This window comes from Dokdonella sp. (genome assembly GCF_017744955.1).
Lineage (GTDB): Bacteria > Pseudomonadota > Gammaproteobacteria > Xanthomonadales > Rhodanobacteraceae > Dokdonella_A.
The window spans coordinates 71,807-96,310 of the sequence record NZ_JAGIAG010000003.1 but is presented as its reverse complement, the minus strand read 5'-3'; the positions used below and the strand labels follow the sequence as shown (position 1 = coordinate 96,310).

The following is a 24,504-nucleotide window of genomic DNA, read 5'->3' as shown; positions in this document are numbered from 1 at the left end:
GAAGGCGCATCTGCGCGACGCGTCGGGCCAGCCGGATCGCAGGGATCGAGCACGATCGCACGCGTCACTGCTCGAACTGCGTCCCGTCGGTCGTGCAGCGGTCCACAGGGTCGACCTGCCAGCGCTGCCAGTGCGCGACCCAGCAATCGTCGTAGACCGAGCAGTAGCAGATGTCCATCTTGAAGCGCGGGATCGCGTCCTTGAACAAGGCGGCCAACTCGCGGCCATGCACGCGAAGCGCCGCGACCGTCGTCTCGCGGTTCGTGTTCGGCGGAATCACCGCGCCGGCGAAGCTGGTGGTCGCGGTGCTCGTGCGCTCGCGCATGCCGAGCGCGGCGATCATCTCGTCCCAGTTGCGCACCGGCTTGTCGTCGAGGCTCACCGTGACCGACTGCACGCGCGCCGGGCCGACGCCGTTGTTGTCGATGGTCCAGATGAAGCCGTTGGAGTCGACGTTGTTGCTGTAGGTGTAGCCGATGGCGAGGTATGGCCACACGCTGGCGCGCGCCTGGCTCTGCATCAGGCGCGTCTGCCAGGCGCCGATGGCGAGTGCAAACACGCTGACCGCGAGTGCGATGACGCTGATCAGGTCCGGCCGCGACGAAGGCTTGGGTGTGGGAGTGGGTTCCGGCGGCGTTTCGGTCATGAGGCGTCTCAGATCTGCGGTTCGGCTTTTTCCGACGGCGGCTGCCGGCGGTGCTGGCGCGCGAGCAGCGCTTCGCGCCGCGCGATGTAGAGGCTGGCGCCGATGACGATCGCCGCGCCGAGCGCGGTGTAGCGGTCCGGCGCCTCGCCGAACAGCAGCCAGGCCAGCACCGCGACGAAGACCAGCTGCAGGTAGCTGAACGGTGCCAGCGAGGAGGCGTCGGCGAGTTTCAGCGCGTGCGTCCAGGCGTACTGGCCGAGCGTGCCGAGCACGCCGATCACGACCAGCCACGGCCACAGGTCCGCCGGCGGCCATTGCCAGACCAGCAGCGCGGCCGGCAGCGACAGCGGCACCCACAGCCAGGTCGTCAGCAGCACGATGGTGTCGGCCGGATCGCTGCGCGAGAGGAACTTGATGCTGATCGTGACCACGCCGGTCATCGCCGCCGAGAACAGCGCGACCAGGCTGGCGGCGGTGAAGCCGTCGCCGCCCGGGCGCACGATCACCAGCACGCCGACGAAACCGGCGGCGACCGCGGTCCAGCGGCGCAGGCGCACGGCTTCGCCGAGGAACAGCACCGCGCCGATGGTGACGAACAGCGGCGAGGAATACGACAGCGCGATCGCCTGCGCCAGCGGCAGGTGTGCGATCGCCCAGAAGCCGGCCAGCATCGACAGCGCGCCGATCGCGCAGCGCAGCGTGTAGAAGCCGAGCCGGTCGGTGCGCAGGATGCCCGGACCGCGCATCCACAGGAGCGGCAGCGCGGCGAGCGCGCCGAACAGGCTGCGCAGGAAGGCGATCTCGAACGGATGCACGCGCGCCGAGGCGATGCGGATCAGCACCGCCATCGTGCCGAAGCTGAGCGTGCTGGCGACCATCCAGGCGACCGCGCGCAGCGGCAGGGCGGTTGCCGTGGGCGACGCGGCGGCGGGCGTGTTCACGAGTGGGCGGAAGGGACCGGCGGAAGAGGCGCGCATCCTAGCATCGTCCACCGCGCGGCTCGCGTTGTCGCGGCGGCGCGCGCTCCGCTACGCTGACGCATTCGCCGGCGCCTGCGCAACGCAGTCGACGGACACGTTCGACGGACAGCGACTTCATGGGCACCGATTTCATGGGCACCGAGCCGATGCGCAGCGAGACTCCTCCCTTCATCGTCGCGATCCCGGCGCGCTACGGCTCGACGCGCCTGCCCGGCAAGATGCTGCTGCCGCTGGCCGGCGAGCCGATGATCGTGCACGTGGCGCGGCGCGCGCGCGCGGCCGGGGCGGCCGACGTCGTCGTCGCGACCGACGACGCGCGCATCGAAGCGGCGCTCGCGGGCAGCGGCGTGCGCGTGGTGATGACGCGCGCCGACCACGCCTCCGGCAGCGACCGCCTGGCCGAGAGCGCCGACCTGTGCGGCTGGGCCGACGACGCGATCGTGATCAACCTGCAAGGCGACGAGCCGCTGGCGCCGGCCAGCGGCATCCGCGAGGTCGCCGCGGCGCTGGCCGCGGACGACGCGCCGATGGCGACGCTGGCGACGCCGCTGCACGACGCCGCCGAGTTGTTCGATCCGAACTGCGTCAAGCTCGTGCGCGCCGCCTCCGGGCGCGCGCTGTACTTCAGCCGCGCGCCGCTGCCGTGGCCGCGCGACGCGTTCGCGCAGACGCGCCAGACGCTGCCTGCGGGCCCGTTCCTGCGCCACATCGGCATTTACGCCTATCGCGCCGGTTTCCTGCGCCGCTTCGCCACGCTGCCGCGCACGCCGCTGGAGCAGCTCGAATCGCTGGAGCAGCTGCGCGCGCTCGAGCACGGCCATGCGATCGCGGTGCGCCTGGCGCCGGAGCCGTTCCCGCCCGGCGTGGACACGGCCGAGGATCTCGCGCGCACCGAGCGGCTGCTCGGCGGCGCGGCTGGCTGAGCGACGTTCGCGAAGGCGCCTCGGCGTCGAGGAGCCTTCGCGTTCCCGATCGTGGGCTCAAGTACTCACCACGGCGTCGCGACGAAGCCGTGGTTGTGGTTCTCCGTGTCGACGTAGTAGCCGGCGATCACGCCGAAGCTGTTGATGTGGGGCGGAAAGGTCTGCACCGCGTAGGGCACGTCCGTACGTAGCCTTCCCCGTCAAGTAGAGCGTTCAAAAGGAGAAGGTGGCCGCTCGCTGAGCTGGCGAAAGACGCTCGGCGTGCTGCTGGCCGGGCTGCTCGGCGGCGACCAGCCCGTACGGGTCATGTGGCGCCCGTCCACGACGGACGGCTACGCCGAGCTGATCGTGCACATCCACGCTAGCGAGGGGAACGCAGGCTACGTGGCGAAGATTCAGCAGGCGAACGTGCGGCTCTACCGCGGCGCGGAGTATCAGGGGCAGGCGCCGCACGGCGTCGATCCGGCCACCCAGGCGCTGACGCTCCGGCTGGCCAACGGCGGCGGCCGCGTCCGGGTGTGCCTCAACGGTAGCGCGCAGCCGCTATTGGAGCTGGTCGACCCGGACCCCATCGTCGACGGCGCGCAGAGACTGAACATCTACGCGAATGGAGATACGTCGCGACATTGGGTGGGCGAGTTCCGCTATTCGTAAGTCGCTGCGCGTGACGCCTACAAGAAGCGTCAGCCGCGGCCCGAAATTTCAAACTGGGGCGCTGCTGACAATTGAGGGTAGTTGACCGACGAAACTAACCGAGCAAGCTTAGTTCGACGGTGCAATTACCTGGTTTTTTTGCGGATCGGTAGAAAAGATGATCCTATACTCGACACTGCCGTTGTCGAGAACCATGTCGTACCGCCCAGCCGCATTAGGGCGAGCCGATTGGTTTTCAACAAAAGCTTTGAACCATGCTTCAAATGCATCTTTCGTCGGCGCAGTGGCCGATACGCCACAGACGACCATGCCGCACGCAATATTGATATTAATTGAGTTGTCAACAGCGGCGTTCGCCTCATCTGCTGCATGGGTATATAAATCAGTGATATCGCGAGCCAAAGGTACGCTCGAGGATTCTAGCGAAAGGCGCTCCATGAAATCGCCGAATTTCTTACCCATCATTAAAGAAGTCGAAACTCTAACATCAATACCTTGATTTCCGTCAATTTCAGCAACTAGTGATTTCTCTGAATTCAAAATAAGGGCGGCCGGCTTGTTCGCAGGAGCCTTCCTTATGGAGGATCCGCCGCCCTCATCATTGGCCTGGCCAGAGATGTTTGCCGGCTCCTTCTCAACGGGAATGACTTGCTCATCGGAAAAAACAGTTGACCGCGGGGCATCCACCCCGCGGTCAATTTTCTGTGCAGGTAACGTAGATCGATTCATATAAATTAAGATTCCAGCCGTCGCTGCAGCTGCAATTAGGAGAGCTGAAATCGTCAATTTATGAATTTTTTTCATGTTAAAATGTCAACTTAAAGAAGCTGCGAATTAATTTATTCGGCCATAAGAACGTAGTAGACGCTCCCGCCGCCTCTGTCGGTTACGCTCCATCCACCTCCGGAGTATAGATTAAGCACGCATTGGGATTGGCAGGTGAATGTATATCGTATCCCCTGATCTCGGATTATCATTATATCATCAGCCAGGGCATAAGTTGATAACGCCATAAGTACTGTTATAGTTGCGATCTTAATCTTATTCATTTAATATATCTCCCTATATTAATTGATATTTGATATCAAGCGATCGCATTAATTGAATCGAACGAATCTTTCTGAGGCCAGCTGTGTGAGAACTCAGGGCTTTGCCAGAAGCCCACCGTCATACTACTCATGAGTAGTATGACGATGCAACATAAGATTGGTCGCTCAGTGCCGCGTAGGAATTTTCTGACGATGGGCGAAAACGCCTTTGGTTCAGCCTTACACGGCTTTATTTCATTATGTTGCATTTGCATGTTTTTGCATGTTTTTTTTTGTGACTGGAAGTAAACTATAAGAGCATGAATATTAAAGAGAATCCGGCAATTTTGTTCGTCTGCATGGGCAACATCTGCCGCTCGCCGACGGTCGAAGCGGTCGCGCGCGTCGAGTTCGCGCGGGCGGGTTTGGCGATCGAGGTCGCGTCGGCGGGGACCGAGGGCTATCACGTCGGCGACGCGGCCGATCCGCGCTCGATCGCCGTCGCCGAAGGGTACGGATATCCGCTGGCCGGGCATCGCGCACGCCAGGTCGTGCGCGCCGACTTCGAGCGCTACGACTACGTGCTGGCGATGGATCGCGTCAACCTGCGCGCGCTGGAACGCGCGCGTCCGGACTCCGGCGGCGCGGAACCGCGGCTGTTCCTCGGCGATGACGAGGTGCCCGATCCGTACTACGGCAACCACGCCGATTTCGAGAAAGTGGTCGCGCTGGCGCGGGCCGGCGTCGACACGTGGATCGAGCGGTTGCGCAAGGCTTGAGCGGGAAGTCCCGCGATTCGGCTCGCCGTGGCGCTCAGCGAGGCGATTTCGCGGGCGCCTTCTTCGGCAGCGTCAGCGTGAAGTCCAGCGCCTGCCGAAGCCAGGTGGCGAGGGTTTCCTGCTGCTCGGCATCAGTCGGCGGCACCAGCACGTACCCCGTCATGGTGCGGCCGGGCATCGGCGCGAACTGCCGTGCGCCGTGCTCTGCGACGGCACGAGCGGCGCCGTCCTTGCCGAGCCGGACGACGACCGCGTCCTGGTACAAACTGCACACCAGATTGCCTTCGGCGAAGGCGGCGGGGTAGCCGAACATCGGCTTGCGCACGATGCGCGGATCGGCTGGCAGCGCCGCGGTGAAGCGCTCGACCCATTCGGGCGGCGACGATTTCCGGGAAGAGGGTGACGGCATTCCGGTGCTCCGAAGGCGGCCGAACAATGGTCTGACTGGTGACGTCGCGAGGCCGAGGAGTCAGATTGCGCCACGAGTGACGGCGCCGACCAATACCGCCGCGAGGAGTCCGACGGTGGGCAGCACCGTCAACACGTAGCCGGGGCCGCGCTTGGCGGGATCGGCGAGGTAGTGCTGCCGATAGAGAAACCGGCCGGCCAGATAGACGACGCCGGCGCCGGCAACGATCGCATCGGGCCAATACGCGCTGGCGAGCAGCAGCGCCGGCAGGAACGCGACGAGCTGCTCGAGCGTATTGGCGTGCACGCGGAAGGCGCGTTCGAACATCTCGTGGCCGCTGGTGGCGGGCGCCTTGATCCCGTACTTCGCCCTGGCCCGGCCGACCAGGATGCCGAACAGAAAGAACTGCAGAACGGCCAGCACCGCGACGATGTGTACGTAGTTCATGGGGATTTCGGCCTCCTAGGACACTGCGTCGGATGATGCCTCATGCGGGAAGGCATGCCGCGCAGGCACGACGTGCCGCGGCTTCCACCGCCGTGGCTCTTCAGATGGGCCGATCCGGCCGTGAGCAGGTCGCGTGCGACGCGTTGCGCTGCGCGCGCGAGACCAGTCGTTCCTGCGACGCGTGCCGGTTCGCCATCATCGAGCCCGCCGCGATGCCCGCACGGGCTTCTTCGCATGAGCGTGTTCCGGTACGCGGCGCGTACCGAGCGAGCAGCAGCCGATCCGGACGCGCTCGCTCGGCAAGCGATGCGCTTACTCCGCCACCGGCGGCAGATGCGTTTCGTACGCCGCCAGCGCGCGCTGCATCGACTGCACCAGCAGCTCCTTCTCGGCCTGCGGAATGTTGCCGAACACGGCCGGATACTCCTGCCACATCTGCGTCATGAGCTGCGCCCAGATCGTCCGCAGAGCGGCAGGATCGGGATGGCTGGCCAGCAGCGACCGCAGCGCGGCCTGCACCACGATGCGTTCGCCCATGTTCTGAACTTCATACATCCGCCACTCTTGTTCGCCAGCCATGCCGTTCTCCGAGTCGTTCGAGGGAAGTCGAGGACACGCAGCCTACCGCGACTGCATGCGTTTCGCCCTCCCCGAAACGGATGCCTGCGACGGAATGCTGCACGTATGCGCGGAGGAACGATCCGGATTGACGCGGAAGAGGCGGACGACATCGGCGCAACCGCGCGCGCGGCGGGAATGCGCGACCGGGAGCGAAGACGCTGCGGACGAGGGCGAGTCGTCGGAAAAAAATCACCGCGAAGCCAGGCGGCGACGAGGCGATGCGAATCTGCGGAGGATCGCGCGTCGCACGAGAAGTCGTGCGGAAGGGATGTCTACGATAGGGCCCGAAGCCATCGCGATGGCGGGGGACGACGGCTCGGCCGAGTCGTCGAGCGCGCTGGAGGCCTGGGTCGGAATCGAACCGGCGTACACGGATTTGCAGTCCGCTGCATGACCACTCTGCCACCAGGCCGGCGGCGAACACGTTGCTTCGACAACCACCGTCCGTGGAGTGCCATCCGCTCGCCGATCCTGGCTCGCGCTCGCGCGATCTCACGACCGCGCATGACCACCTCGATGCAGAAAAACGAAGCCCCGGCGTACCGGGGCTTCGACTGCAATCTGGAGCGGGAAACGAGACTCGAACTCGCGACCCCGACCTTGGCAAGGTCGTGCTCTACCAACTGAGCTATTCCCGCGTGGGACGCGCATATTACGGTTTGACGCCGCAGAGTCAATAGTTTTTGCGATTCGTCGTGAATCGCCGTCATCTGCGAGGGTCGTACGAACCTTCGCGGCGCAGCGTCGGATCGTCTACCCGCGGCCATCCATGGCCGCACTTCTCAAGAAAAGCATGGCAGCAGGAACATTCCGCTCGTGCTACTTGTGGTCGCGCAGGATCGGCCAGGCGGCGCGCACGTACTGCAGGCCGGACCAGATCGTCAGGACCGCGGCGATCACCAGCAGGCCTTCGCCGATGCGGTAGTAGCGCAGCTCCTGGAAATCGCGCTGATGCAGCAGCACGACGATCGCGACGACCTGCATCACCGTCTTGATCTTGCCGATGGTGGCGACGCGCACCGTCGCGCGCTGGCCGATCTCGGCCATCCATTCGCGCAGTGCGGAGATGCTGATCTCGCGGCCGACGATGACCGCGGCCGTCACCGCCAGCAGCGGCTGCGGATTGTCCTGCACCAGCAGGAACAACGTGACCGCGACCATCAGCTTGTCGGCGACCGGATCGAGGAAGGCGCCGAACGCGGACATCATGTCGTAGCGGCGCGCGATCCAGCCGTCGAGCCAGTCGGTCAGCGCGGCGAAGACGAAGATCACCGCGGCGGCGATGTTGGAGCCGCGGAACGGGGCGTAGAACACCAGCACCATCACCGGCAGCAGCGCGATGCGGAACAGCGTCAGCGCGGTCGGGATGGTGATCTTCGCGGAGGGACGCGGTGCTTCATCCATGGAAACTCGCATAGATCCGTTCGGCCAGATCTCGACTGATGCCTTTCACTTGCATGAGTTCCTCGATGCCCGCCTTCGACAGTCCGCTGATTCCGCCGAAATGCCGGAGCAGGGCGGAGCGCCGACGTGCGCCGACGCCGGCGATTTCTTCCAGGGTACTCGTTTCGCGTGCCTTCTCGCGACGGCCGCGGTGGCCGGTGATCGCGAAACGGTGCGCTTCGTCGCGCACGCTCTGGATCAGATGCGAGGCCAGCGATTCCGGCCCAGGCCACAGGGTGCGGCCGGAACGCGCCAGGATCAAGGTTTCGTCGCCGGCGCGGCGCGCTTCGCCCTTGGCGACGCCGACCACCGGCACGCCTTCCAGGCCGAGTTCGTTGAGCACGTCGACGGCCTGCTGCAGCTGTCCCTTGCCGCCGTCGATCAGCAGCAGATCGGGCAGCTTCGCCAGCGATTCGTCGACGCGGCGAACCTTCGCCGCGGCCGCGTTTCCGTTCGCCGCCTCGTCCGCGGCCGGTTCGGCGGCCGACTCGATCGTCGCCGCCGCGCGGCGGAAGCGCCGCTGCAGCGCCTGGCGCATCGCCGCGTAGTCGTCGCCGCCGGTGATGCCGGTGATGTTGAAGCGCCGGTATTGCGACTTCTCCGGCCCCTCAGGCCCGTACACCACGCAGGAGGCCACGGTGGCTTCGCCCATCGTGTGGCTGATGTCGAAGCATTCGATCCGCTGCGGCGTCTCGTCGAAACCGAGCAGGTCGCGCAAGGCCTCGAAGCGCGCCAGCAGCGTCTGCCTGCTGGCCAGGCGCGAAGCCAGCGCGGCTTCGGCGTTGCGCACGGCCAGATCGCGGAACCGCGCACGCTCGGCGCGCACGTTCGCCTTCACCTCGACCGCGTGCCCGGCGCGCTCGCTGAACGCCTCGGCCAGCAGCGCGGCGTCCTCGATCGCGTGGCTCACGATCAGCTCGGACGGCAGCGGCCGCTCGAGGTAGTACTGCGCGACGAACGAGCCGAGGACCGCCGCCTCGTCGGCCTCGACGGCCAGGCGCGGAAAGAAATCGCGCGAGCCGAGGCTGACGCCGTTGCGGAAGAACAGCACGCTGACGCAGGCGATGCCGGCGCGGATCGTGCACGCGATCACGTCCATGTCGGCGCTGGCGCCCTGCACGTAGTGGTTCGCCTGCACGCGCTTGACCGCGGCGATCTGGTCGCGGATCTGCGCCGCGCGCTCGAAGCGCAGCTCGGCGCTGGCGCGCTCCATCGTCGCCACCAGTTCGTCCATCACCGCGCCGGCGCGGCCGTCGAGGAACATCTCGGCGTGGCGCACGTTGTCGGCGTAGTCGGCGACCGAGACCAGCCCGACGCAAGGCGCCGTGCAGCGGTTGATCTGATGCTGCAGGCACGGCCGCGAGCGATTCCTGAAGTAGCTGTCCTCGCAGTTGCGGATCTTGAACAGCTTCTGGATCAGGTCGAGGCTGGCGCGCACCGCGCCGGCGCTCGGGAACGGCCCGAAATAGCGCCCTTGCGCGCCGCGCGTGCCGCGATGGAACGCGAGCCTGGGGAAATCGCCGGCGGTGAGATGGATGTAGGGGTAGCTCTTGTCGTCGCGCAGGACGATGTTGTAGCGCGGCTTGAGCGTCTTGATCAGCTGCGCCTCGAGCAGCAGCGCCTCGCCCTCGGTGCGCGTGACGGTGGTCTCCATGCGCGCGATCTGCGCGACCATCGAGGCGATGCGCGGTTGCAGCGCCGGCTTCAGGAAATAGCTGCCGACGCGTTTCTTCAGATTGCCGGCCTTGCCGACGTAGAGCAGTTCGCCGCGCGCGTCGAACATGCGATAGACGCCCGGCGCGCCGGTCAAGGTGCGGACGAAGGTCTTGCCGTCGAAGGGTTCGGTGGTGGTGGTGTTCAAGATCGGTCCAGGAGGTTCCGCGACGCCGCCGGCGAACTCGCCCGGCGCAGCCGCGGCGGTATCGGGCGGATGGCCTGCCGGGCACGCCGCTCCGGCAGTTCCCGGCGCGGCGCGAGTGCATGCCACCGCACGCGTGCCGGCGGTGCACGGCGTCCGCCCGGCGCGGAACTCGACGATACCGGCATCGCGCGGCTCGAGGGATGCCGAGAGTCCGCGGGAGTCGCGCCGGTGTCGGATTCCGGCGCCGTGCCGGTCGCGTCGCGTATGCTGCCGGATGGTAGGTTTGGCCACTCAGGCGCGCAAGCAAGTGCCGCCCCGGCGACACCGCTTCGTGACGGAGGTACCGGCGTCGGATGGCGACGGCCCGGATATTGCGGTGGACGCAGCGCCTTCCCATTCCCGAGGAGCGAACGATGTCGATCCTGCGCGCGTGGTTCCTGCTGGCACTCGGAGCGGTTTCGCTCGCGGCGCATGCCGCGGACGACGGCGTTCCGCTCGACCGTTCCAAGTTCGCCGGGCGCCCGCTGCTCGCCGACTTCACCGCCGCCGATTGCCCCGACAATCCGCGCGGCCTCGATCGCATCGACGGCAACCTCTACCGCCACACGACGGGAGCCGGCCTCGCCGTCCACAGCGGCCTGGTCCTGATCACCCGCGAGGGCGCCCTGGTGATCGATCCGGCGATGACCTGCACCGCGACGTGGCTGCGCGACGAGATCCGCAAGCGCTTCGACGTGCCGGTCAAGTACGTCGTCTACACCCACGCGCACGCCGACCACATCAGCGGCGCGCAGGTCTTCCAGCGCGACGGCGCGATCGTCGTCGCCAATCAGCGCGCGGTGGAACCGATCGTCGGCGAGAAGCTGCCGACCGCCGTCCCCGACCGCGTGTTCGACACCGACATGACGATCACGCTCGGCGGCGAGAAGGTGCTGCTGCACCGGGTCGCGCCGAGCCATTCCGACAGCATGGTCATGGTGCTGTTCCCGAAGTACAGGGCCTTGCAGTGCACCGACGTGTGCGAAAGCAAGTCGATGCCCTACAACGACTTCCTGGATTTCTACTACCCAGGCTGGATCGAGACGCTGGACTGGGTCGCCGCGCAGGACGTCGACGTCATCGACGTCGGCCACTACAGCCCCGCGACCAAGGCCGACCAGGCGGCGCTGCGCAGCTACCTGGTCGACCTGCACCAGCAGGTTCTGGACCTGGTGCGCTCGGGGCAGTCGTGGGACCAGCTCTACCGCAACGTGAAGTTCAGCGACGAAGTGAAGCGATGGATCGGCTTCGACGGCATGAAGACGCTGAACATCCTCGGCATGCACCGCTGGGTGACGAATCACCGCCGCGGTACGTGGTAGAGGAGAGATGCAATCCGCGGCGCTTCCTCACGAACGCCGGCTTTCTTCGGACGAGGACTTTTCGATGATGGGACGAACGCTGTCGCTGCTCGCCGCCGCGCTCCTGCTTTGCTCTTGCGCCACCGCCGAGAAGGCCACGAAACCCGCGCCCACGCGGCACGACGCTCTTCTCGCCAGCGCCGATCCGGTGCTGGCCGCCAACAAGCGCCTCGTCTACGACTTCTGGCGCGAGGTCTACGAGGCCGGCCATCTCGAACGATCGGAGAAGTATCTGACCGACGCCTACCTCCAGCACAACCCGAACGTTCCGTCCGGCCGCGCGGGCTTCGTCGATTTCTTCGCGAAATTCAAGAAACCCAAGCCGATCGAGAATTCCGTCGAAACGCCGTTGATCGCCATCACGGCGGAAGGGAACCTGGTGATCCTTTCCTACCCGAAGGAATATCCGGACCCGAAGGAACCCTCGAAGACCTACGTCACCACGTGGTTCGACATGTTCCGCATCGAGAACGGGAAGATCGCGGAGCATTGGGACTCCGCGTTGAAGAAATGACGCGATCAGGTGCCGGGCTAGCCGGAGGGTGGCGTACGGAATGGGTCCGCCGCTTTCCCGTCCGCGAAACTCCTTCCGCTCGCAGCGATGCTAGCGACTCGCCGGCGGCAGGCTCGACAGGTAGCTCGCCAGCGCACGCATCGACGGCTCGTCGAGCGTCTGCGCGACGCCGTGCATGACGAAGTCGTTGCTGGAGTCCTTCAGTTTGCCGTCGCGGTAGTTCTGCAGGCGCTGCACGAGGTAGTCGCCGTTCTGGCCGCGCAGCGACGGCCAGGCGCGGTAGTGCTCGGCACCCGCCTCGGGTCCGGTCGCGTCGGCGCCGTGGCAGCCCTGGCAGGGCGGGGCGCCGCGCGCGGGATCGCCTTGCCGGTACAGCGCCTCGCCGCGTGCCAGCGTCTGCGAATCGGGCGGCGGCAGCGTCGACGGCGTATGCGTCTGCGCGGCGAAATACACGGCGAGGTTGCGGATGTCCTCGTCCGTCAACGGCATCGCCAGTGCGGTCATCGGCGACTCGGGCCGCGTGCCGCGCTTGAACTTGTGCAGTTCGCCGGCGAGATACTCGGCGCGCTGGCCGGCCAGTCGCGGAAACGCCGGCACGATCGCGTTGCCGTTCGGTCCGTGGCAGGCGACGCAGACCGTCGCCTTGGCGGCGCCGGCGGCGACGTCGCCTTGCACGGCGTCGACGCGGCGCTGGTCGATGTAGGACGCGGCATGCGCGCTCGCGCAGCCGCCGGCGAGCAGCAGGGCGCCGAGCAGAAGCGAGGTCGGACGGTTCATTCGGCAGTTCCTCTCATCTGACCCTCGGTGGTGCCTCTCCATTCCCGCGCATCGCCCGCGGCGATACCCGATCTGCGTTCTCCCGGCGGAGCGCGGCGGTCTACAGCTTCACGTTGACGAGCATGCCGACGACGTTGTTGCTGTAGCTCTGCGGTCCGCCGTCGGTGTAGAGCATGCCGCCGATGTAGCGGCTCTGATCGAAGCCGAGGTAATGCCAGTCGTCGACGCGGCCGCGCTCGTAGTAGTCGAAGACGCGCAGCGAAACGCGCTCGACGATCGGAATCGTCACGCCGAGATTGAACGAGTTCACGCGATAGACCATCGGCGAGAACGCGCCGCTGCCGGGGCCGGGCGGCACGGTGGTCGGGTAGGCGAGGGCGTCCGGACCGGCGTAGCGATAGCTGTCGGTGCCGCGGGAATAGGTGTAGTTCCAGCCCGCGTCGACGCGCACGCGGCCGATGCGGTGGTCGAACAGCGCGCCGGCGTAGTAGTTGCGCTGCTTGTCGCGCAGCCACCATTGCGCGTCGTACGGGTAGGTCGGGCCGCCGAGGCTGGGATCGGTGCCGGCGCCGTTCTCGAGCGCGTCGTTGACGTTGGACATCTTCAGGCGCGAGCGGTCGTAGCCGAGGAACGCGCTGAGGTTGGTGGTCGCCGCCGGCTGCCATTCCCACTGCAGCGTGGCGCTGCCGGTGTCGTAGTCCTGCCGGCCGATGCGCGCGTCGTAGGACTTGCGGTCGAGCCGCGCCGACGCGCTCACGGTCATGTCGTCGCGGAGGGCCAGCGTCGCCATCACGTCGAGCTTGTTCTGGTCGAAGCTCGACATGTCGTACTTGCGCATCGCCGAGGTTGTGATCACCGGCGTGCCGCCCGCCGGCGGCGTGTAGCCGGGCAGGCTGGCGGAGACGAATTCCTCGTAGGGATCGTAGTCGTAGCGGTCGCCGCTCTGCTTGAGATAGGTGTAGTTCACGCGCAGGGTCAGCGCGTCGAGCGAGCGGTTGATCCAGGTCAGCTTGACGCTGGAGTCGTTGATCTCGCTGCGCTCGCGATGCGTCGGTTCGTAGCGGTTGTAGCCGAAGGTGACGCCGAGCGTGTTCTTGTCGTCGAACTTCCAGTCCGCGCCGAGGTTCGCGTCGACGGTCTGGATGTCGAGCGGGATGTTGCGGATGCGCATGTTGCCGACTTCGGTGAAGCGTCCGACCGGGAAACCTTCGCCGGGAATGATGCTCGGCTGCGAGCCGTTCTCGGCGATGTAGCCGTACTGGCCGGTCAGCGGGTTGTACAGGAGGTAGTCGCCGGTGCGGTAGTCCTGGCGGTCGTACTTCACGTTGCCGCGCAGCGTCCATTGCGAGGTCGGATTGAGCACCATGCGCGCGTCGACCATCGAGGTGTCGATGCGCATCTTCGCGCTGCGGCGCGACAGCGCGGCCGGCGTGTTCCACTGGCTGCAGTCGCCGAGCAGCGGATTCTGCGGGCCGAGCTGCAGGTCGCCGAAGCCGACGCCGAACACGCCCCGGCAGTCGATCGGCGCGATCAGCGTGTCGTCCTGCTGCATGCGTCCGGCGGCGGCGCTCAGCGAGACTTCGCCGTTCAGCGACGGCAGCTTGCGCGTCAAGGTGGCCTGCAGGTTGTGGTAGTCGTTGTCCGGCTCGGTCGACATCTGGCCCTGGTACACCGGCGCCGACAGCGCGCCGGGGACCGGTGATGCCATCACGAACGGCGACTCGAACGTGTAGCGCGTGTTCGCGTCGCGATAGAACGAGCCGCTGTAGCTGAAGTCCATGCGCCAGGCCGCGCCCGCGTAGCGGAATCCGCCGTTGACGTTGATCGTGCTGTCGTCGATCGGCTTGACCGTCTCCATCGAGCCGCCGAGGCCGGGGAAGAAGAACGAGCCGCCGTACGGCCGCGCGCCTCGGCGTTGCTCGTCGGTGACGTTCGCGTAGGCCGTCCACTCCGGCGTCAGGAACATGCTGTAGCTGAGCCCCTGCTTCTCGCGCGTGACGCTCAGCGTGCGCTCCGGCGCGGCGGCCGAAGCGGCGGCGATCTGCGCCGGCGTGCTGCCGCCCGGCGTCAGGCCGCTCGGCAGGGTCAGGCGGTTCGAGCCGACGCCGTTCCAGACCGGCTTGGCGTTGCCCGACACGATGTTCGGCATGTCGCGCACGAACGCCTGGACCTTGAACGCGCCGGCGCGGCCGAAGGTCGCCTGGTAGTACTCGTCGTCGTCGCTGATGCGGCTGCCGCGGAAGTTCGCGTAGGTGCCGTCGGAGGCGCGCTCCAGCGTGTAGTCGAGCAGGCCGAGGATCGGTCCTTCCTTCCAGTCCGCGTAGCGGTTCCACAACGCGTTGCGCTGGTCGCCGGTCGGAACCATCAGCACGCCGACCTCGAGCGTGCCGTAGCCGCGCCAGTCGCCGTACTGCTCCGGCTGCGGCGGCGTGAACGGGCCGAGATACAGGTTGCCGGTCGGCGAGCGGTTCTGGCCGGGCTTCAGCCAGGTGGTGCCGTTCTCGTCCGGCGTCTCGCTGCGCGTTCCGGCGGTCGGATCGAGCTTGTTGCCGCGCCACAGGTCCACGCCGATGCCGCTGTCGGCGAAGGCGAGCGAGGAGCACGCCATCGCCGCCACTCCGGCGCAGGCCGCGGCCAAGGCGCGCCGGGGCGGGAACGAGGAACGGGAGGAAGCCGAAAGCAGGTTCATCGCGTGCCTCCTCGTCTCATTCGTGGAATTTCGGACCCGACGGCGCGTTCGAGCCGTGGATGTTGGCGTGGCAGGTCAGGCAGCCGCGGCCCATGACGCGGAAGTCGGGATTGGAGCCGGTGCCGGTCGACTGCATCGTGTGCAGGTTGTCGGGATGGCGCTGCGCGGTGTGGCACTGCTGGCACAGGAACGGAATCGGCGCGACCAGCAAGGTGTTCTGGTTCGAGCCGTGCGGGCTGTGGCAGTTCAGGCAGCTCTCGCGCACCGGCGGATGCTCGAACAGGAACGGTCCGCGCTTCTCGGCGTGGCACTGGTAGCAGGTCTCGTTGACCGTGTTGGTCTTCAGGAGCGGCGCGGTCAGGCTGCCGTGCGGGTTGTGGCAGTCCGCGCAGCTCATCTGCCCTTCCGGCAGCGGCATGTGCGAGCGGCGGTTGAACTGCATGCGCACGTCCTGGTGGCACTGCGCGCAGGTGTCGTTGATCGAGCTCTTCGCCAGCGAGCCTTCGACGGAGAACTTCGCCATCGGATTGTGGCAATCGCTGCACGACAGCCCGTTGCGCTGGTGGATCGAGCCGAGCCAGTGATCGCGCGGGCCGCCTTCGTGGCAGGTCAGGCAGGTCTGGGTCTGCACGTCGATCGGCGTGCCGCCGTTCTTGGTGTAGGCAATGATCGAGCCCTTGGTCAGCGGCGCCTGCGCGTGCTGCGAGCCGGGGCCGTGGCAGGTCTCGCAGACCGGGATCGACGCATCGGCCTTGTTCGCCGCGTGCAGGCCGAGCGCGTGCAGCGTATGCGTGAAGTGATCGGCTTCGAGCTGATGGCAGGCCGTGCAGGTGCGCTCGCCGACCGGCGTCGCGTCGGGGAACGCGGGATTGACGGCCACCTTGGCCTTGGCGAAGCCAGGCGCCGCGAGCAGGGTGCGCCCGGTCGATTGCACTTCTTCGTTGGAAAGGCCCGAGGCGGGGAGATTGCGCGACAGCTCCTCGCGCGTCTGCTGCGCCTGGGCGGCGGCGCCGAACAGCAGCCAGAAACCGCACACGACGACGGCGCGAACGAGGCGGTTTTGCAGAAGCCGGTTTTGCATTTCGTCTCCCTGGCTGGCTGGCGTCGCAGCTGGCTGGCTTGGGGCAGATGAGCCGTCGGCGTCGCTCCACGCGCCTCCGCCGCGAGACTTCCGCGGTCGATCGAAGCGTGCGTGGGCGCGTGCCCTTCCTGACGTCCGAGTGTGTCCGCCGCCCGCCGTTTTGAGTAGGCGCATCCGGCGAAAAGATTGTTCGGAAATCGGAACGATCGCGCTGCGCGATCCGAACGCCCGCGGGATCGCGTCGCCGCCGCCGCGCATCGGCGTGCCGCGGCGGCGCCGACCGCGTGATTCTATTTTTGTAATCGCGCCCCGTCGGCGGCCTGTTAAGCTCGGAACCCATCTCGTTCGCGCGGAGCGCCCGTCTTGAACGATCTCAACGACCTGTTCTACTTCGCCAAGATCGTCGAGCACGGCAGCCTCAGTGCGGCCAGCGCGACGCTCGGCGTGGCCAAGTCGGTGCTGAGCCAGCATCTGTCGCGGCTCGAGGCGCACCTCGGCGTGCGCCTGTTGCAGCGCGATACGCGCAAGTTGCAGATCACCGAGGTCGGCGCACGCTACTACCAGCGCTGTCGCGCGGTGCTGGCCGAGGTCGAACGCGCGAACATGGTCATCGACGACGCGCGCGGCACGCCGCGCGGCGTGGTCCGCGTGACCGGGCCGGTCAATTTCGCGCAGACGATCCTGGCGCCGCTGCTGGCCGACTTCATGCTCGAATATCCGGAGGTCGAGATCGTGCTCGACCTGACCAATCGCGAAGTCGACCTGATCGCCGAAGGCTACGACGTCGCCCTGCGCATCGCGCCCGGCATCCGCGCCTCGTCGCTCGCGGTGCGCTCGTTCGTGCTGCGGCGCCATCAGCTGGTGGCGAGCCCGGCCTACGTCGAGCGCTACGGCCTGCCCGGCACGCCGGAGGACCTGCGCGGCGCGATCGGCCTCGGCGGGCTGCTCGATCTCGGCCGCGGCAACCGGCACAGCTGGCATCTGACCGGCCAGGACGGCACCGTCAGCGAGGTGGCGTTCGCGCCGCGCCTGGTCACCGAGGACATTGTCGTCATCAAGCACGCCGCGCTGCGCGGCTGCGGCATCGCCGAACTGCCGACGATGGTCTGCCGTGAAGAGATCGCCGACGGCCGCCTGATCGTGCTGCTGCCCGAATGGTCGCTGCCGGAAATGACGCTCTACACCGTGTTCCCGTCACGCAAGGGGCTGGCGCCGGCGGTGCGCTGCTTCATCGACTACCTGTCGGAGCATCTGCGCGAGGCGCTGGACAGCGCGCTCGCCGGCGTGAGGTCGGCCAACGAGCCTTGGCTCGGAGCGTCGCCGCGGTTGCGCGTGGCTTCTTCGGCCTGACGCTACTGCTGCGCGCCCTTGTCCACGTGCGCGGTCTTCGCCTTGGCGATCGCGTCGGCCACTTCCTTCGGCATGTAGGTCTCGTCGTGCTTGGCCAGCACCTCGGTCGCGACGAAGCGGCCGCCCTGCAGGCTGCCGGTGGCGACCACGCTCTGACCTTCGCGGAACAGATCGGGCAGGATGCCGGTGTACTCGACCGGCATCTGCTTGAAGCGATCGGTGACGACGAAGTCGACCTGCAGCGAATCGCTGGCGCGCCGGATGGTGCCTTCGAGCACGACGCCGCCGAGGCGGAAGCGCGCCGCCTCCGGCGCATGCCCGGCCTCCACTTCGGTCGGCGAGTAGAGATAAGTCATGTTCTGCTGCAACGCGAGCACGGTCAGGCCGGCCGCCGCGGCGACCGCGACGAGGATCAGCGAGATCACGATCAGGCGGCGTCGGCGCGTCGGCGTCATGGCGTTTCCCCGCGGCCGTCGCGCGCCGCGCGGCGCTGTACGCGGCCGCGGATCTCGGCCAGCACGCGCCGGCGCTGCAGGCGCGGCGCCAGCGCCTCGGCGGCGAGCACGAGGAAGAACACGGCGTAGGACGGCCAGACATAGGCGCCGTAGCCGCCCATCGAGAGAAATTCGCTCATCTGTGCGGTATCCGCGCCGGTGGCGCGACGGAGGGGAACGCGCAGCCTACCAAATTCCCGCCGGCTGGCCGTACGCGCCGCAGCGATGCGGCGAAGCGCCGCGCATCCGCCGCGGCGACGGCGGCGAATGCGCAGTGCGGGGCGACGCTTACGGAACGGCGTCGAACCCGTTGGCGAAGATCCGGTCGCCTTGCGCGGCGAGGCGGAGAGTCGCGTATTCCTGCGTGTAGCGCTGGCCCACCGGCGCCGACTCGAAGCGGCGCACGTCGCCAGTCGCGGTGAAGGTGCCGTCGGCGGAGGCGACCACGCCCCAGAAGCCGTTGTGGCGCGAGCGCGCTCCGCCGGGGGTGTCGTTGTAGGCGTAGCCGCGCCAGGATTCGATCGCGCCGTTCGTCGCGTCGATCACCGCCAGTTCTCCGTCGACGTTGTCTTCGGGGCAGGGGTCTTCGTCGCAGCGGCCGGCGCCGTAGATGTTGAGGCCGACCACGCCGATCTTGCCGTCGGCGTAGGCGATGTCGGTCGGCCAATCCGCGCGGATGGCGCCGACCATGTAGTTGGGATCGCACACCTGGCCGTCGCCTTCGTCGCTGCCGCCGTAGCGCACGCGTCCGGCGCTGCCGAAATCGGTGGCGAAGGTGCCGTCCTGCCCGTGCTTGATCACGGCGATGCCGCCCTTGCAGCGCTGCACGACGTTGGCCATCACGAAGATTTCGTCGCTGCCGGAGAGGAATCCGGGTTTGACGGCGATGCCGCGGCCGCCGCTTTCCACGCCGATGCCTTCCGTGCTGACCCAGCCGTCGTAGAGATTGGAGCCCGGCGTGCCGCTCGAATTGACGTTCATCACGAAATAGTCCCAGCCGGCGTCCCAGCCGATCGTGCCGGGCGGAGGGCCGGGGTGCCACTTCGAACCGGACAGGTAGATGCGTGGCGGCGAAGTGCCCGAGCGCCCGCCGAGAGCGACGTCGAGCAGTTCGCAGGGCGCGCTGGCGGGGCATTGATTGCCGGGATTGGGTTCCATGATCGCGGTGTCGGTGGTCAAGCTGCCGTCGCCGCCGACGGTGAATTTGCCGAAGCGCGGGCGGTGCGGGCCGGCGCCATCGGTGAAGCCGGTGCCGGCGTACACCAGCGAGGTAACGGTGGGGAAGGCCATGTTGTCGTACAGCGCGATGCCGCCGCCGGCGACGGTGCGGAAGTCGTCCGGGTCGGCCGCCGGCTCGCCGTCGATCGCGGTCGCGTTCTGGTACGAACCGTCCGTGCCGAACACGAAGACGTCGCTGCCGTATCCGTAGAAGCGCAAGCCGAACGGCGGCTGCGCGGTGAGGCGCCAGCGGTCCGAATCCACCAGCACGTAGAGCCGGCTGCCGAACAGCTTGAGATCCTTGACGTCGCGGCAGCGGCTGGTGCCGGGGCAGGGATAGACGACGTACTGGTCGTCGAAATGACCGTTGTCGCCCGCATTGCTCCACGGCCGGCGCACGCCCGTGGCGTCGTAGCGCACCAGGCCGATGGCGCCGTTGGCGGCATCGCCGGATACCGGCGGCACGATGCCGGCGACGATCACGTCGCCGTTGTCGGCCTTGACGATCTTCTTGCCGACGCGGAAGTCCGGAGCGCCGGCGAAGGCGTCGGTGTAGAAGCGTCCGTTGTTGAAGCCGGGATCGGCGACGTAGGGTTCGGCACGGGTGAAGCCGGGCGCGATCGCAGCGATCGCCAGCACGGCCAGGCCGCGAAGCGTGCGCGCACGCCGGAGGCGCGCGACGATGGTCGGATTCATGGTTTCTCCTCGCATGGGCCGCGGATCAGGGCCGCGTCACGAGGGGATACGCGGGTTTTCGCGCGGACCGGACATCGACGTCGCGCCGGCCGGCGGGGATCGACGCGGAAAACCCTAGGCGCGCTGCTGGTCGAGCGCGATCTTGCGCACCCAGTCCTTGCCGGCGTCGAGTTCGAGCAGGCCGATGCGCGTACGCGCGAGCACGCTGCCGAAGAACCAGATGTGCGTCGCCAGCGCCATCGTCAGCAGCGGCCAGATCATCGCCGAGTCGATCTTCGACGGCCCCATCAGGCGCACCGTCGAGCCCTGGTGCAGGGTGTTCCACCAGTTCACCGAGAAATGCACGATCGGCAGGTTGACGATGCCGATCAGCGCGAGGAAGCCGGCCGCGCGCGCGGCCTGGCGGCGGTCCTCGATCGCGGCGTACAGGCCCATCACGCCGAAGTAGAGGAACAGCAGCACCAGCTCGGAGGTCAGGCGCGCGTCCCAGGTCCACCAGGTGCCCCACATCGGCTTGCCCCACAGCGAGCCGGTGACCAGCGTGATGAAGGTGAACGCGGCGCCGATCGGTGCGCTCGCCATGGCGAGGATCTCGCTGAGCTTGATGCGCCAGACCAGCGCGACGAACGCATTCGCCGCCATGAAGAAATAGGCGAACAGGCTCATCCAGGCGCACGGCACGTGGATGAAGATGATGCGGTAGGCGTCGCCCTGCTGGTAGTCGCGCGGCGCGAGAACGAGGCCGCCGTACAGCGCGACCAGGCCGAGCAGCAGCGCGATGCCGTAGCACCACGGCGCCAGCGCGCCGGCGATGCGGTAGAAGGTCGGCGGCGAGCCGATCTTGTGGAACCAGAGCGTCAGCGCATTCATGAGAGGGAGATTCTAAGCGCCGCCGCGCACGCCAGCGGCGCCAGCACCAGGGCCAGCACCAGGGCCGCGGCCAGCCACAGCAGCGGTGCGAGATACGGCAGACCGATTTGCGCGGCGTTGCAGGCGCCGGCGCCGAAGATCAGCACCGGCACGTACAGCGGCAGCACGAGCAAGGCCAGCAGCATACCAGAGCGATGCATGCCGACCGTCAGCGCCACGCAGACCGCGCCGATCAGGCTCAGCAGCGGCGTCGCCAGCAGCAGCGCGGCGACCAGCACCCAGCGCACCGAATCGGCCAGATGCAGCAGTTCGCCGAGCAGCGGCGCGACGACGATCAGCGGCAGTGCCGTGGTCAGCCAATGCACCGCGATCTTGCAGGCGAGCAGCAGCGACAGCGGATGCGACGACAGCACGAGCTGTTCCAGCGAGCCGTCCTCGTAGTCGCTGCGGAACAACGTGTCGAGCGCGAGCAAGCCGGCCAGCAGCAGCGCGACGAAGACGACGCCGGCGGCGATGCGCTGCAACTGCTGCGGTTCGGGTCCCAGCGCGAGCGGGAACAGTGCGATGACGATCAGCGCGAACAGGATGGGGTTCAACGCATCGCCGCGCCGCCGCCAGACCAGAGTCAGGTCGCGGCGGACCAGCGCCGAGCACGCGGCGAGAGTCGACCCGGAACTCATCGAACCTGCTCCGCAGCCGTTTCGATGGCCGATTGTCGATGGCCGATTCCCGGCCGCAACGGAATGCGCCGCGGCGTGCCGGAGGTGTACGCGTACGCGCCGTGCGAGGTGATCAGCGCGGTGCCTCCGCCGTTGGCGTGGCGTTCGAGCAGACGGTTGACCAGCTTGATGCCGTCGAGATCGAGGTTCGCGTACGGCTCGTCGAGCAGCCACAGCGCGACCGGCGCGAGCAGCACGCGCGCCAGCGCGACGCGCTTCTTCTGCCCGGCCGAGAGCTGGCGTGTCGGCACGTCGGCATAGCCGTCGAGGCCGACGCCGGCCAGCGCCGTCATCGGCGAGAGGCCTTTGCGCTGGCCGTGCAGGCCGGCGGCGAAGCGCAGGTTTTCCAGCGCCGTCAGTTCGTGCTTGAGCCCGGCCTGGTGCGAGAGCAGCGCGACCTGCGGCGACAACCGCGCCAGCGTCAGCGGTTCGCCGCGCAGGCGGATCTCGCCGGAGCTCGGCGCGAGCAGACCCGACAGCACGCGCAGCAGGGTCGTCTTGCCGGCGCCGTTGTCGCCTTCGATCAGCGCGACTTCGCCGGCGTGCAGCGAGAAGTCGAGCGGGCCGAAGATCGGCTCGTCGTTGCGCGCGAACGCGAGTCCGCGCGCTTCGAGCAGAGGCGGGCGGTCGTGGAAGTCGTGGGAGGTATCGGAAATCGGCGGCATGCGGCGCGCATGCTAACGGCAGGCGCGTCGCAAGGCCACGTACGCGATGTCGCGCGGCGGCGTCCGGCCGTCACCGCGAAAGGCGTCGCGCACGTCCGATCGCGCGCGAGGCGATGGATTTCACGGGACGGACTCGAAGCCGTCGGCGAAGATCTGGTCGGCGTTCAAGCGCGTGATGACGGCGTCGAAGTCGGTCACCGACGAAAGGCTGTCGACCGCGCTGCCGAGGATCACCGGTTGTGGGCCGTCGAAGCGCACACGCTTGAATTCCGTGTGGTAAGACTGGGAGCCGCTGCTCGGTGCGACGATCAGATAGCTGCCGTTGATGCCGAAACCGCTGTCCGGGGTGCCGTCCGGATTCAGCCGCGTGACCAGTCCCGCGTGGCTGAAGGTATTGCCCGCCGGGCCTTCGATGCCGTCGAGGAATGCGCCGCTGACGCCGAAGCTGGACGTGTCGCCGACCAGCAGGATGCGTCCGTCGCTGCGGACCGCCGCCGATTCGCCGGACGAGCCGGTCGTGCTGCCGACGTAGCAGTAGTCGCAGTCGGCGCCGGCGGGGTGGCCGGTGAAGGTCGGATCCGCGGTCAGCGTGGTGTACTGGCTGCTGCCGTTCTCGGTGCCCGCCTTGATGCGCGTCGCGGCGAACCTGCCGCTGGCCGAGCCGACCAGCAGGATCGTGGTCGGATCGACCAGGATCGCATCGCTCAGGTTGTCGAACAGCGAGCCGCCGGATCCCGGCACGTCGATCGGGAACGCGACCGATCCGACGAAATCGGCCCACGGCCCTCCCGACGGCGTCAGGATGCGCGCGGCGAAATCGGTGTCGGTGCCGGAGTACACCGAGGTTCCCGCGACGACGTAGTAGCCGCCGGCGATGTGCAGGATTCGGCTGGCGTACGCGTCCCGGCCGTTGGCGAATTTGTCCTCCGTGCCGAGGAAGCCGCCGTGGCCGTCGCTGACGTTGCCGAACGTCGAGTCCTGCGTACCGTCCACGTCGAAGCGCACGACGCCGAAGCGATGCTCGCCGGTGCTGTAGCGAACGTTGCCGGCGACGACGATGCGCCCGTCCGGATCGACCAGCACCGAGGTCGGCGCATCCTCGGTGTCTAAACCGGTCACGTCGAACCCGAACGAGGTACCGCCGTCGCCGGCGAAGCTGGCGTCGTCGCTGCCGTCGGCGTCGAAGCGCACGACGCCGAAATCGCTGACGCCGCCCTGTCCTGGCGTGCCGCCGACCACGACGATGCGGCCCTGCGCGTCGACGGTCATGTCGGTGACGCTGGTCAGCCAGGCGTCCTTGACGACCTTGCCGCTGTCGCCGAAGCCGGAGGTGACGTAGTTGCCGTCGCGGTCGAGCCGGAACAGGCCGATGCGCTTGCCGGTGCCGCCGTCGGCGCCGCCGCCGGGCAGTTCCGCGGCGATCACGTAGCCGCCGTCCGCGGTGCGCGCGAAGGCGGCCGCCTTCTCGTCCTGCGTGCCGCCGCCCGATTCGAACATCCTCCGCCAACCCGACTGGGCGAACGAGAGGTCGACGCCGGTGTCGGCGGCCGAGGCGGACAGCGGCAGCGCGCACAGCGCGGTGAGAACGAGGGTTCGCGACGACATGGCGACACTCCGGGCGGGTTTCGGTCATGCAGTACGCAAGCCGGCGCCCGATCGGGACATCCACGGGAATTCAGCCGTGGGCGTTCATCGTCGAGGCCAGCATCAGCCGCGCCGCCTGCCAGTCGCGCTTGATCGTGCGCTCGTTCAGCCCTTCCAGTTCGGCGATCGCGCTGAAGCTGAGGCCGCCGAAGAAGTGCAGCTGCACCACGCGCGCGGCGCGCTCGTCGATCTTCTCCAGTTCGCCCAGCGCCTGGTCCAGCGCGAGCACTTCGACGGCTTCCGACGGTGTCTCCGGCACGCGCTCGTCGAGCGTGACGAAGGCCGCGCCGCCGCCGCGCTTGCCGGCGCCGATGCGCCGCGCGTGGTCGACCAGCACCTGCCGCATCGCGCGCGCCGCCAGCGCCATGAAGTGCTGGCGGCTTTGCAGGCGCAGCGTGTCGGCGGCGATCAGCTTGACGTAGGTCTCGTGCACCAGGGCGGTGGTCGACAGCGTCTCGCCGCCGCCGCCGAGCTGGCGATGCGCGCAGCGGCGCAGCTCGTCGTAGAGCAGGGAGAACAGCCGGTTCTGCGCCGCTTCGTCGCCGCTCTCGGCGGCGCCCAGCAGTTCGGTGACGCTGTCGCTCATGGATTCCCTG

Annotated in this window: 25 protein-coding genes and 2 tRNA genes; 6 read left to right on the top strand and 21 right to left on the bottom strand. The window is 67.6% G+C overall.

Features of this window, described 5'->3' with window-relative positions:
- Window positions 1–64: 64 nt before the first annotated feature.
- Together J7520_RS08685 and J7520_RS08680 are read right to left on the bottom strand one after the other, a co-directional pair.
- Window positions 65–646, bottom strand: a complete 582-nt coding sequence (locus J7520_RS08685; RefSeq protein WP_291186797.1) for a hypothetical protein — start codon at window positions 644–646, stop codon at window positions 65–67.
- A gap of 8 nt (window positions 647–654) precedes the next feature.
- On the bottom strand, window positions 655–1,623 hold the full coding sequence (locus tag J7520_RS08680; RefSeq protein WP_291186794.1) for a DMT family transporter: 969 nt from the start codon (window positions 1,621–1,623) through the stop codon (window positions 655–657).
- A gap of 149 nt (window positions 1,624–1,772) precedes the next feature.
- Between J7520_RS08680 and kdsB the strand changes: the two genes are divergently transcribed.
- Complete coding sequence (gene kdsB, locus J7520_RS08675; RefSeq protein ID WP_291187783.1) at window positions 1,773–2,549, top strand: 3-deoxy-manno-octulosonate cytidylyltransferase; 777 nt, start codon at window positions 1,773–1,775, stop codon at window positions 2,547–2,549.
- A gap of 261 nt (window positions 2,550–2,810) precedes the next feature.
- Window positions 2,811–3,203, top strand: coding sequence for a hypothetical protein (locus J7520_RS08670; protein ID WP_291186790.1), 393 nt, complete (start codon window positions 2,811–2,813; stop codon window positions 3,201–3,203).
- Window positions 3,204–3,311: 108 nt separating this feature from the next.
- On the opposite strand, the gene J7520_RS08665 is transcribed toward J7520_RS08670, so the two are convergent.
- The gene (locus J7520_RS08665) at window positions 3,312–4,007 is read right to left on the bottom strand and encodes a hypothetical protein (protein WP_291186788.1); all 696 of its coding nucleotides are present in this window, start codon (window positions 4,005–4,007) and stop codon (window positions 3,312–3,314) included.
- Window positions 4,008–4,551: 544 nt separating this feature from the next.
- Between J7520_RS08665 and J7520_RS08660 the strand changes: the two genes are divergently transcribed.
- A complete protein-coding gene (locus J7520_RS08660; RefSeq protein ID WP_291186785.1) occupies window positions 4,552–5,010 on the top strand; it encodes a low molecular weight protein-tyrosine-phosphatase in 459 nt (152 codons plus the stop codon).
- A 34-nt stretch (window positions 5,011–5,044) separates the two neighbouring features.
- On the opposite strand, the gene J7520_RS08655 is transcribed toward J7520_RS08660, so the two are convergent.
- From J7520_RS08655 to uvrC, 7 genes are all read right to left on the bottom strand, one after another.
- Window positions 5,045–5,446, bottom strand: coding sequence for a TfoX/Sxy family protein (locus J7520_RS08655; RefSeq protein ID WP_291186782.1), 402 nt, complete (start codon window positions 5,444–5,446; stop codon window positions 5,045–5,047).
- Between the two features lie 33 nt (window positions 5,447–5,479).
- On the bottom strand, window positions 5,480–5,866 hold the full coding sequence (locus J7520_RS08650) for an MAPEG family protein (protein WP_291186779.1): 387 nt from the start codon (window positions 5,864–5,866) through the stop codon (window positions 5,480–5,482).
- Window positions 5,867–6,178: 312 nt separating this feature from the next.
- Window positions 6,179–6,421: a hypothetical protein gene (locus J7520_RS08645; RefSeq protein ID WP_291186776.1), complete on the bottom strand. Its 243-nt coding sequence runs from the start codon at window positions 6,419–6,421 to the stop codon at window positions 6,179–6,181.
- Window positions 6,422–6,825: 404 nt separating this feature from the next.
- Window positions 6,826–6,899, bottom strand: a tRNA-Cys gene (locus J7520_RS08640).
- Window positions 6,900–7,049: 150 nt separating this feature from the next.
- A tRNA-Gly gene (locus J7520_RS08635) sits at window positions 7,050–7,125 on the bottom strand.
- 181 nt (window positions 7,126–7,306) lie between these two features.
- Window positions 7,307–7,891 (bottom strand): CDP-diacylglycerol--glycerol-3-phosphate 3-phosphatidyltransferase, encoded by a 585-nt coding sequence (pgsA, locus tag J7520_RS08630; protein ID WP_291186773.1) that lies wholly within the window; start codon window positions 7,889–7,891, stop codon window positions 7,307–7,309.
- Entirely contained in the window at window positions 7,884–9,791 is a 1,908-nt protein-coding gene (gene uvrC, locus J7520_RS08625; RefSeq protein WP_291186769.1) for an excinuclease ABC subunit UvrC, read from the bottom strand. Before uvrC ends, pgsA begins: the two co-directional genes overlap by 8 nt.
- A gap of 413 nt (window positions 9,792–10,204) precedes the next feature.
- Between uvrC and J7520_RS08620 the strand changes: the two genes are divergently transcribed.
- Together J7520_RS08620 and J7520_RS08615 are read left to right on the top strand one after the other, a co-directional pair.
- A complete protein-coding gene (locus tag J7520_RS08620; RefSeq protein WP_291186766.1) occupies window positions 10,205–11,152 on the top strand; it encodes an MBL fold metallo-hydrolase in 948 nt (315 codons plus the stop codon).
- Window positions 11,153–11,216: 64 nt separating this feature from the next.
- The gene (locus J7520_RS08615) at window positions 11,217–11,705 is read left to right on the top strand and encodes a nuclear transport factor 2 family protein (protein ID WP_291186763.1); all 489 of its coding nucleotides are present in this window, start codon (window positions 11,217–11,219) and stop codon (window positions 11,703–11,705) included.
- A 90-nt stretch (window positions 11,706–11,795) separates the two neighbouring features.
- Here J7520_RS08615 and J7520_RS08610 read toward each other — a convergent pair whose 3' ends face one another.
- The 3 genes from J7520_RS08610 to J7520_RS08600 all read right to left on the bottom strand — a co-directional run bounded on the left by J7520_RS08610 (window position 11,796) and on the right by J7520_RS08600 (window position 16,252).
- Window positions 11,796–12,482, bottom strand: a complete 687-nt coding sequence (locus J7520_RS08610; RefSeq protein WP_291186760.1) for a c-type cytochrome — start codon at window positions 12,480–12,482, stop codon at window positions 11,796–11,798.
- Between the two features lie 100 nt (window positions 12,483–12,582).
- Complete coding sequence (locus J7520_RS08605; RefSeq protein WP_291186757.1) at window positions 12,583–15,090, bottom strand: MtrB/PioB family outer membrane beta-barrel protein; 2,508 nt, start codon at window positions 15,088–15,090, stop codon at window positions 12,583–12,585.
- Window positions 15,091–15,187: 97 nt separating this feature from the next.
- Window positions 15,188–16,252 (bottom strand): DmsE family decaheme c-type cytochrome, encoded by a 1,065-nt coding sequence (locus J7520_RS08600; protein ID WP_291186754.1) that lies wholly within the window; start codon window positions 16,250–16,252, stop codon window positions 15,188–15,190.
- A 363-nt stretch (window positions 16,253–16,615) separates the two neighbouring features.
- Here J7520_RS08600 and J7520_RS08595 point away from each other — a divergent pair, with 363 nt between their 5' ends.
- Window positions 16,616–17,602, top strand: a complete 987-nt coding sequence (locus J7520_RS08595; RefSeq protein ID WP_291186752.1) for a LysR substrate-binding domain-containing protein — start codon at window positions 16,616–16,618, stop codon at window positions 17,600–17,602.
- Between the two features lie 2 nt (window positions 17,603–17,604).
- On the opposite strand, the gene ccmE is transcribed toward J7520_RS08595, so the two are convergent.
- From ccmE to J7520_RS08555, 8 genes are all read right to left on the bottom strand, one after another.
- Entirely contained in the window at window positions 17,605–18,057 is a 453-nt protein-coding gene (gene ccmE / locus J7520_RS08590) for a cytochrome c maturation protein CcmE (protein ID WP_291186750.1), read from the bottom strand.
- Complete coding sequence (gene ccmD, locus J7520_RS08585) at window positions 18,054–18,236, bottom strand: heme exporter protein CcmD (RefSeq protein ID WP_291186747.1); 183 nt, start codon at window positions 18,234–18,236, stop codon at window positions 18,054–18,056. The genes ccmE and ccmD overlap by 4 nt, the downstream gene beginning before the upstream one ends.
- Window positions 18,237–18,384: 148 nt before the next feature.
- Window positions 18,385–20,010 carry a hypothetical protein gene (locus J7520_RS08580; RefSeq protein WP_291186745.1) on the bottom strand — a complete coding sequence of 542 codons (1,626 nt, stop codon included), beginning with the start codon at window positions 20,008–20,010 and terminating at the stop codon, window positions 18,385–18,387.
- Window positions 20,011–20,124: 114 nt separating this feature from the next.
- Entirely contained in the window at window positions 20,125–20,880 is a 756-nt protein-coding gene (locus J7520_RS08575) for a heme ABC transporter permease (protein WP_291186744.1), read from the bottom strand.
- The gene (gene ccmB, locus J7520_RS08570; RefSeq protein ID WP_291186741.1) at window positions 20,877–21,560 is read right to left on the bottom strand and encodes a heme exporter protein CcmB; all 684 of its coding nucleotides are present in this window, start codon (window positions 21,558–21,560) and stop codon (window positions 20,877–20,879) included. Before ccmB ends, J7520_RS08575 begins: the two co-directional genes overlap by 4 nt.
- On the bottom strand, window positions 21,557–22,264 hold the full coding sequence (gene ccmA, locus J7520_RS08565) for a heme ABC exporter ATP-binding protein CcmA (RefSeq protein WP_291186739.1): 708 nt from the start codon (window positions 22,262–22,264) through the stop codon (window positions 21,557–21,559). The genes ccmB and ccmA overlap by 4 nt, the downstream gene beginning before the upstream one ends.
- A gap of 120 nt (window positions 22,265–22,384) precedes the next feature.
- Window positions 22,385–23,869, bottom strand: a complete 1,485-nt coding sequence (locus J7520_RS08560) for a hypothetical protein (protein WP_291186736.1) — start codon at window positions 23,867–23,869, stop codon at window positions 22,385–22,387.
- A gap of 70 nt (window positions 23,870–23,939) precedes the next feature.
- Window positions 23,940–24,494, bottom strand: a complete 555-nt coding sequence (locus tag J7520_RS08555) for an ECF-type sigma factor (protein WP_291186733.1) — start codon at window positions 24,492–24,494, stop codon at window positions 23,940–23,942.
- Window positions 24,495–24,504 lie beyond the last annotated feature (10 nt).